General features: G+C 68.6%; 10 protein-coding genes and 1 pseudogene. 5 read left to right on the top strand and 6 right to left on the bottom strand.

Annotation, left to right across the window (positions count from 1 at the left end):
• Positions 1-43 precede the first annotated feature (43 nt).
• The 3 genes and pseudogenes from ACLML9_RS14010 to ACLML9_RS14000 form a co-directional block, all read left to right on the top strand.
• A pseudogene (locus ACLML9_RS14010) lies at positions 44-232 on the top strand (helix-turn-helix domain-containing protein); the annotation flags it as partial.
• A 115-nt stretch (positions 233-347) separates the two neighbouring features.
• Positions 348-533: a helix-turn-helix domain-containing protein gene (locus ACLML9_RS14005; protein ID WP_411945931.1), complete on the top strand. Its 186-nt coding sequence runs from the start codon at positions 348-350 to the stop codon at positions 531-533.
• Between the two features lie 53 nt (positions 534-586).
• Entirely contained in the window at positions 587-1,066 is a 480-nt protein-coding gene (locus tag ACLML9_RS14000; RefSeq protein ID WP_411945930.1) for an OsmC family protein, read from the top strand.
• Here the strand turns inward: ACLML9_RS14000 and ACLML9_RS13995 are convergent.
• Both ACLML9_RS13995 and ACLML9_RS13990 read right to left on the bottom strand, forming a co-directional pair.
• Entirely contained in the window at positions 1,037-1,465 is a 429-nt protein-coding gene (locus ACLML9_RS13995; RefSeq protein ID WP_411945927.1) for an SRPBCC family protein, read from the bottom strand. The two genes, ACLML9_RS14000 and ACLML9_RS13995, sit on opposite strands and share 30 nt — an antisense overlap.
• A gap of 5 nt (positions 1,466-1,470) precedes the next feature.
• Positions 1,471-2,073, bottom strand: coding sequence for a CGNR zinc finger domain-containing protein (locus ACLML9_RS13990; protein WP_411945926.1), 603 nt, complete (start codon positions 2,071-2,073; stop codon positions 1,471-1,473).
• A 21-nt stretch (positions 2,074-2,094) separates the two neighbouring features.
• Between ACLML9_RS13990 and ACLML9_RS13985 the strand changes: the two genes are divergently transcribed.
• Entirely contained in the window at positions 2,095-2,547 is a 453-nt protein-coding gene (locus ACLML9_RS13985; RefSeq protein WP_411945925.1) for a VOC family protein, read from the top strand.
• Between the two features lie 8 nt (positions 2,548-2,555).
• Here ACLML9_RS13985 and ACLML9_RS13980 read toward each other — a convergent pair whose 3' ends face one another.
• Together ACLML9_RS13980 and ACLML9_RS13975 are read right to left on the bottom strand one after the other, a co-directional pair.
• Positions 2,556-3,095, bottom strand: coding sequence for a hypothetical protein (locus ACLML9_RS13980; protein WP_411945924.1), 540 nt, complete (start codon positions 3,093-3,095; stop codon positions 2,556-2,558).
• A 38-nt stretch (positions 3,096-3,133) separates the two neighbouring features.
• Positions 3,134-3,781, bottom strand: coding sequence for a DUF308 domain-containing protein (locus ACLML9_RS13975; protein WP_411945923.1), 648 nt, complete (start codon positions 3,779-3,781; stop codon positions 3,134-3,136).
• 181 nt (positions 3,782-3,962) lie between these two features.
• On the opposite strand from ACLML9_RS13975, the gene ACLML9_RS13970 reads away from it, so the two are divergent.
• Positions 3,963-5,180, top strand: a complete 1,218-nt coding sequence (locus ACLML9_RS13970) for a TerC/Alx family metal homeostasis membrane protein (protein WP_411945922.1) — start codon at positions 3,963-3,965, stop codon at positions 5,178-5,180.
• A 73-nt stretch (positions 5,181-5,253) separates the two neighbouring features.
• Here ACLML9_RS13970 and ACLML9_RS13965 read toward each other — a convergent pair whose 3' ends face one another.
• On the bottom strand, positions 5,254-5,883 hold the full coding sequence (locus ACLML9_RS13965) for a maltokinase N-terminal cap-like domain-containing protein (RefSeq protein WP_411945921.1): 630 nt from the start codon (positions 5,881-5,883) through the stop codon (positions 5,254-5,256).
• Between the two features lie 18 nt (positions 5,884-5,901).
• Positions 5,902-6,858 carry a hypothetical protein gene (locus ACLML9_RS13960; RefSeq protein ID WP_411945920.1) on the bottom strand — a complete coding sequence of 319 codons (957 nt, stop codon included), beginning with the start codon at positions 6,856-6,858 and terminating at the stop codon, positions 5,902-5,904.
• Positions 6,859-7,260 lie beyond the last annotated feature (402 nt).

Below are 7,260 nucleotides of genomic sequence, written 5' to 3'. Positions count from 1 at the left end.
GGCGGCGCGGGCGGCGGCCGCGGCGCCGGCGGAAGGGCGGACGCTGTTCGCCGCCAACCGGGCACTACCCGAACCGCGGGACCCGGTGGCACGGCTGTGGCACGCGGCGACACTGCTGCGGGAGCATCGCGGCGACGGGCATATCGCCGCGCTGGTCGCCGCCGGAATCGACGGACGCGAATCACATGTGCTGCAGACCCTGGCGAACCGGGTTCCACGCGAGGTCTACACAGTGTCCAGGGATTTCGACGACGCGGAATGGGCGGACCGGCTGGCCACGCTGCGCGGCAAAGCTGCGCGGCAAAGGACTGGCCGGCGACGACGGCCCCACCGAGCACGGAAGGACGGTGAAGGCCGAGATCGAAGCGCGGACCGACGCGGCGGCCGCACCGGCGTACGCGGTGCTGACTGCCGGCGAACGCGCGGAACTGCTCCGGACGCTGCGCCCGCTCGCCCACGCGGTCATGGCCTCCGGGGAGATCCCGGCGGTTACTCCGATCGGATTGGATCTGCGGGACGAATCGAACGGCTGAACCGCCACTTCGCCGCTCGACAAACGACCCCGGCACGCGCGACGATCACGGGCATGGCCGGAAAGACGCACCGTTACGAATGCCGCACCGAGTGGACCGGGGCGGGTGAACGAGGGACGGTCGACTACCGATCCTACGACCGCGCCCACGTATCCCGGGCACCGGGGCGCCCGGACCTGCCGGGATCGGCCGACCCGGCCTTCCGTGGCGACGCGAGCCGCTGGAATCCGGAGCTGCTGTTGCTCGCCTCGCTGAGCCAATGCCATCTGCTGTGGTATCTGCACCTCTGTGCGACCGGCGGGGTCACGGTGCTCGATTACCGGGACGACGCGGTGGGGACCATGGCCGAGGACAGCGATGGCGGTGGCCGTTTCACCGGGGTGGAGTTGCGCCCGGTGGTCACCGTGGCGGCCGCGGAGACGGCCGGCCGGGCGCGGGACCTGCACCGCGCCGCCCATGCGAAATGCTTCATCGCGGCGTCGGTGAACTTTCCGGTCACCCATTCACCGCGTATCGAGGTCGCCGCCGGCTGATCCGGGGCGCAACGCGTCCAGGGCGGCGGCCAGCTCGTCCATGACCTGCTGCCAATGCGCCCGCCGCTGTTCACGCTGGGCGGCGCTCGACATCCGTTCCTGATGGAAACGCACGCGGGTCCGGTGCCCGGCCGCTGGTGTGAGCGTGACCTGCACGGTGGTCGGGCCGTAGGTGAGGCGGATGCGTTCACCGGGACGGTAGCTGCGTATTTCGCCGGTTACCCCGGCGTCGGTGCGGTATTGCGCGCCGGGCACGAAGGTGGGGTCGGCGCCGGGGCCCAGCCAGCAGGCCAGACCCGCCGCGCCGGTGAGGTGGCTCCAGACGATATCCGGCGGCTGGGGCAGCGTACGGGAGACGCCGATCTGCCAGCCCGCGTCCGCGGTGAGTCCGGTGGGCATGGTGGTCATCCTTCTTTCTCTGGGGTGCGGGCGCGGTGCGCGCGTACTTTGTTGCGGTTGCCGCAGTGCTCCATCGAGCACCACCGGCGGCGGCCGGGCCGCGAGGTATCGACGTAGATGAGCTGACAGTCGGCGGCCGAGCAGGTCCGGATTCGGCCGGCGTGCGGCCCGGTGAGCAGGTCGATCGCGTCGCGGGCCACGGTCGACAGCAGTGCGGTGCCGGTGCCCGGGGTCCAGGCGCGGGCACCGGCGGTGGTGATCCGGGGGATCAGCGGTGCCGCGGCGGCGAAGTCGTTCAGCACGTCCGGGTCGCGGGCGGTGGACGGTTCACCGTGGGAGTGGCCGCGGGCGATCTCGAAGAGGGTGTCGCGGAGATGACGTGCGGCGGTGACCTCGGCCGCGGTGATCGTGAGTTCGGGAGTGGGGGTGAGCCGGGATCGGCCGGTCCAGGTGACGAGGTCGGCGGGGGTGTGCAGGATCTCGTAGACGCGGTACGGGCCGGGGCCACCGGTGGGCAGCAGTTCCAGGCACAGCGCACCGGGATCGAAGTGGTAGTCGACGCCGGTACGGGAGCGCAGCGTCAGGCCGGGGCTTGCACCAGAAGTCATGTAACCAGTATAACTGGTTACATGACTGTGGGTTGGAAACTCGTCATCGACAGCGCGAACGCACCCGCCATCGCCGACTTCTGGGCCGCGGCCCTGGAATACGAACCGGAAGACCAGAGCGCGCTCATCGACCAGCTGCTCACCGCCGGCCACCTCGATCCCGGCGCCGTCACCGAACACGGTGGCCGCAAAACCTTCCGCGGCCTGGCCGCGGTCCGCCACCCGGACGACCCGTTCGACCCCTTCACCGGTATCGGCCAGGGCCGCCGACTGCTGTTCCAGGACGTCCCCGAAACCAAAACCGTGAAGAACCGGCTGCACATCGATATCCACAGCAGCCCGGGCGGCCTCGACGAACTGGTGGCCCGTCTCGAACGGCTCGGCGCGACCCGCGTCCGGGAAGTGGATCAGGGCCCCGCCGGACACTGGTGGGTCATGCTGGACCCCGAAGGCAACGAATTCTGCGTCTCCTGACGCCGCCGCTACCAGACCAGGGTGAAATCCGGGATCCGCACCCGGCCGAAGAAGCGTTTGGCGATATCACTGCCGTCGAAGTTGTAACCGTTCATGATGTCGGCCAGTTCGGTCGCCAACTCCTGCAACTGCGGGCTCACGCATTCGATACCGTCCTCGATCACCCACCCCCAATCCCGGGGCACATTGTCGATGGTGATGTCGATGCACCCGTGGTGCGGCAGATCGACGGTGATCACGATCTGCACCGGCGCGTCACCGAGCGGATCACGGACCGCCGGTTCACCGAACCGGGTCTGCGGAGCGAACATGATACGGCCCAATGCGATATCGGCCCGGATCATCTCCGCCACCGACGGCAGATCGGCATGTTTACCGACCCGATGATGGCGATCACCGTAGGTGCGATCACCGGTCGCCGGATAGCCGGAGCGATCCAGAATCCGGTCCAGCATGCGTTGCGCGGTCGCGCGCTCGCCGGCGCCGGTGTTGGGGTGCTCGATGAGAGCCCGCAGGCGCATGATCCGATGGCTCGAAATGATCGCCATACCGGGAAGAGTATCGAAACCGGGGCCCTTCCGGCGTCTCAGTCGCGGGTGCGTCCCCCGGAACCTCCGGCGCTCGCGATCACCGTCGTCAGATGCTCGTCCGGGGTCGGGGAATCCGCTTCCGCGCCGCGTACCGCCGCCGGTGAACGGACCGCGGTCCACACCTCCAGCACCCCGAAGACGGTGATACAGCACCCCGCGACCAGCGCCAGCGTCGCGATATCGTCGAAGGGCGCGATCGCGACCACCAAACCCGCGGTGAGCGTCACCAGACCGAACACTTCCTGTTTTCCGCTGCCGGTGATCTCCTCGTCGTCCCACACCCCCGCCACCGCGTGCGCGATTCCCCGGACCGCCCACGCCAGCCCCAGCCACATGGCCAGCAGCAGCGTCCAATCGCCCGCCCGGAAGCACAGGGTCGCGGTCACCAGCGATGCCAGCGCCGCCACCAGCAGCAGTACCCGCGGAAACCGGCCCAACCGGCTCCCGAATGCCACCGCGGCCAGGGTCACCGCGCTGCACAGCAACGAGAACATGAACAGGTTGCCGACCGTGCCCAAGGATTTGTCCGGCCAGATCACCGTGGCCAACCCGATCACCACCGAACAGACCCCCATCGCCAGCACCGTCTGGCGGACACCGCGACCGAACACCGGAGCGGCGTCCGCTTCCTCGTAGGGTGGCATAGCAAAATGATATGGGTACGGACCCCGGATCGCCGCACGGTTGCCGGGAGTGTCCGTTCAGCCCCCTGACGTCGCCGCGGCCCCGACCTCCCCGACGCCACCTGCACCGTCTCGCCGACGCGCGGTTCCGGAGCTACAGTCGCCCCAGCCCTACCACGCGACGACCCGTCAGGAGGCCGAGGTGACCGTTCCCGCGCCGGCATGGGCGTGCGCACTCGCACTGATCGCGGGCCTGCTGCTGTTCGACTTCTTCTTCCACGTCCGCACCGCACACACACCGTCGCCGGCCGAGGCCGCGATCTGGTCGGCCGCCTACGTGGGTATCGCCGTCCTGTTCGGGTTCGCGGTGTGGATCTTCGGCGGTCCGACCATGGGCATCGAATACTTCGCCGGATACATCACCGAAAAAGCCCTGTCGGTGGACAACCTTTTCGTGTTCCTCATCATCTTGACCACCTTCCGGGTACCCGGCGCGGCACAGCAGAAAGTGCTGCTGGTCGGCATCGTGTTCTCGCTGGTGGTCCGCACCGGATTCATCTTCGTCGGCGCCACCCTCATCAACCGTTTCGCCTGGGTTTTCTACGTATTCGGCGCCGCGCTGCTGATCACCGCCGGGAACATGCTGAAACCGGAGAGCGAGGACAGCCATTCCGGGGGCACTGTCGTGCTGCGCCTGGCCCGCCGGCTCCTGCACACCACCGACAGCTATGACGGCGACAAACTGGTCACCGTCATCGACGGGCGGCGCCGGCTCACCCCGATGCTGCTGGCCATGATCGCCATCGGCGGCACCGACGTCCTGTTCGCGCTGGATTCGATCCCCGCCATCTTCGGCCTCACCCAGAACGTTTTCCTCGTCTTCACCGCCACGGCCTTCTCCCTGCTCGGGCTGCGCCAACTGTTCTTCCTGCTCGAAGGACTGCTGGACCGCTTGATCTACCTCGGTTTCGGCCTGGCCGCCATCCTCGCCTTCATCGGGGTCAAACTCGTCCTGCACGCGCTACACCGGAACACTGTGCCGTTCATCAACCACGGGGAACCCGTACCGGTCACAGAGATATCCACCGCCGCCTCACTGGGGGTGATCGTCGTCGTCCTCCTGGTGACCGTGGCGGCCTCCCTGCTCAGCCCGGCCGGACGTGCCCAGACCGCGGTCGCCAACGCCCGCCGGCACGCCACCCGCTACCTCGATCTCGGTTACGAAGCCGATCAGACGCTGCGCGAACGCACCTACGCGAAGATGACCGCCGAAGAGAACACGATCGCCGCGCTGCCGCGCAAATACACCCGGCAGATCCGGGAGGGCGAAGCCGAACTCATCGCGCTGCTCGAACGCGCACATATCGTCCACGCAGATCGGGTGGCGCGTACGGAAGCCGGTTTGCCGCTGCGCATGTAGCCGGCAGGGAAAGTACGCACCGAGACGGGGCGCACTCCGCGGGGGCAGGGGGCACCCCCTCCCGGTGACGCTGTCAGCGCAGTTCCGACAGGACCACGCTGCGCACGGTGCTGCCGTCGGGCGCGGTCCACGGCACGACCACCTGCCCGGACCGCAGGACCGGCTCCGAGCGGCCCAGCACACGGTGCACCCGGAGTTGCCCGTCGGCGACGGTGATATCGGTGCCCACCGGATTCTCCGCGGCCGATATCGGCGCCGAGCCGGCCGCCGGAAGGTCGGCGGCGGCGACCAGCACACTCAGGTCCGGGGTACCGCTCTCGGTGCCGTGCTGGGCCCGCGCGCCGCCGGCCAGGAGCGCCACCATCCGATCGACGGCCACCGGGTCCCGGGTGCCGTCGTAGATCCAGCGGGTACCCAATACCCCGTGCTCCGCGGTACCGAGCAGCGCGTCGGGGTCGGCGTCGAACTGCGCATCCCGATAACTCAGTGGCAGGAAGTACGTGATGGGCTCGGCACCCCCGGTATCGGTCACCACCAGGAACTCGATTCCCACCGTCCCGGCCGGGTCGTCGAGCCGGAACCCGCCGACCCGCTGCAGGTCCTCCGCTCTCCCGGGGCCCGAATACCACGGGCGGCTCGGGAGCCAGCGGCCGAGCAACTCCAATTTCGACGGTGCCATGGTCGTGCGGTGGATGAGAGCCATACCGGAGATTGTGCTACGTCAGACGGCGTCGCCGGCGGATACCGGCGCGGTCGGCGGCCGGGTGGCGCGGTCGGCGAGGAGATCGTCGAGCTGACGTTCGGCGCGTTCGGCACGAGCCAGGGTCTGGGTACGGGCGTGCTCCAGGGCCTCCATCCGCTGCGCGGCCTCCGCGCGCGCCTTCTCCAACCGATCTCCTGCTTCGGCGCGGGCGGCCGCGAGATCCGCGGCGGCGTTGCGGCGTACCTCGGCAAGCTCGGTGCGCAGGGTGTCGGTGTCCGCGCGCAGGCGTTGCAGTTCGGATCGCATCTCCTGGGCGGTCTGAGCCCGTTCGGCGGCGGACTGTTCCGCACGTTCCAGGGCGCGTTCGATATCGGCGGCGCGCTGGACGGCCAGATCGCGTTCGGCCGCCGCGGCGGATTCACGCTGGGCGCATTCCCGTCGCATCCGCTCGATTTCGGTGTCGGCGGCGCGCCGGGCCCGTGCCATCTCCTGGTCGCAGTGGTCACGCAGATGTTGCTGCTGCTGTTCTGATTCCGCGCGGGCGGTGCGGATCTCGTCCTCGGCCGCGCTGCGCGCCGCGAAAATATCGTCGGCGGCGCGAGTGGTGACCTTCTCGACTTCACGCAGGGCTTCGTCGCGGGCCCGTACGGCCGCGGCGGTGCGGGAATCCGATTCGGCGATACGCGCTTCCGCGTCCTCGGCCGCCCGCGCGGCATCCTCGGCGGCTTCTTCGGCCCGCGTGCGGGCGTCGTAGGCGTCGCGTCGCGACTGTTCGGCTGCGGCGGCGGCCATGTCGGCTTCGGCGATACGGCGGGCGGCATCGGCTTGCACCGCCTGGACCTGCGCTTCGGCGGCGGCCGGGTCGGCGAGGGTGTTCATTTCGGTGACAGCGGCGGAAAGGGTCGCACCGAGTTGGTCGGCGAGGGTGCGGAATTGGATGAGCAGTTCATCGGCGCGGAGTCGCGCGGTGGTCACCGGACCCTTAGTAGGTGTCACAGTGACGTATTCGGTTGGCGACTCCCCTTCCTGCTGGAGGCGCTGGCGTTCGCGCCATGCGCGCCAGCGAGTGTGGTCCGGGAGGTCGCAGTATTCCGAGGGCCGGCCGGGGCCGGTGGGCTTGGCGAGGGGGCGGGTGCAGCCGGGGTAGTTGCAGACGGTAGGCACCGGGGAATCGTAGCGTTGTTTCGTTGGCGTACTACGTATTTACACGAAACGTAACCGGGTGAGGTCTCGGCGAGGGTTCCGATGGCTCTACTGTCCTAACCTCCGATAAGTGAACATTATCGGAGGGTAGGACAGTAGACTGCGACGAGACCATCCAGCACACAATACGTTTCGTTGCGTTTGTCCAAACCAAACGTATTACGTAACGAAATT

It is taken from the genome of Nocardia sp. NPDC002869 (assembly GCF_046764065.1).
GTDB classification, from domain to species: domain Bacteria; phylum Actinomycetota; class Actinomycetes; order Mycobacteriales; family Mycobacteriaceae; genus Nocardia; species Nocardia rhamnosiphila.
The sequence above is the reverse complement of the archived record's forward strand: the minus strand, read 5'-3'. Positions and strand labels throughout refer to the sequence as shown.

Bases quoted from the DNA above. Each gene is read 5' to 3' on its own strand.
- ACLML9_RS14000 (WP_411945930.1), top strand. From the start codon at position 587: ATGGCCGGAAAGACGCACCGTTACGAATGCCGCACCGAGTGGACCGGG.
- ACLML9_RS13975 (WP_411945923.1), bottom strand. From the start codon at position 3,781: ATGCCACCCTACGAGGAAGCGGACGCCGCTCCGGTGTTCGGTCGCGGT.
- ACLML9_RS13980 (WP_411945924.1), bottom strand. From the start codon at position 3,095: ATGGCGATCATTTCGAGCCATCGGATCATGCGCCTGCGGGCTCTCATC.
- ACLML9_RS13990 (WP_411945926.1), bottom strand. From the start codon at position 2,073: ATGACTTCTGGTGCAAGCCCCGGCCTGACGCTGCGCTCCCGTACCGGC.
- ACLML9_RS13965 (WP_411945921.1), bottom strand. From the start codon at position 5,883: ATGGCTCTCATCCACCGCACGACCATGGCACCGTCGAAATTGGAGTTG.
- ACLML9_RS13985 (WP_411945925.1), top strand. From the start codon at position 2,095: ATGACTGTGGGTTGGAAACTCGTCATCGACAGCGCGAACGCACCCGCC.
- ACLML9_RS13995 (WP_411945927.1), bottom strand. From the start codon at position 1,465: ATGCCCACCGGACTCACCGCGGACGCGGGCTGGCAGATCGGCGTCTCC.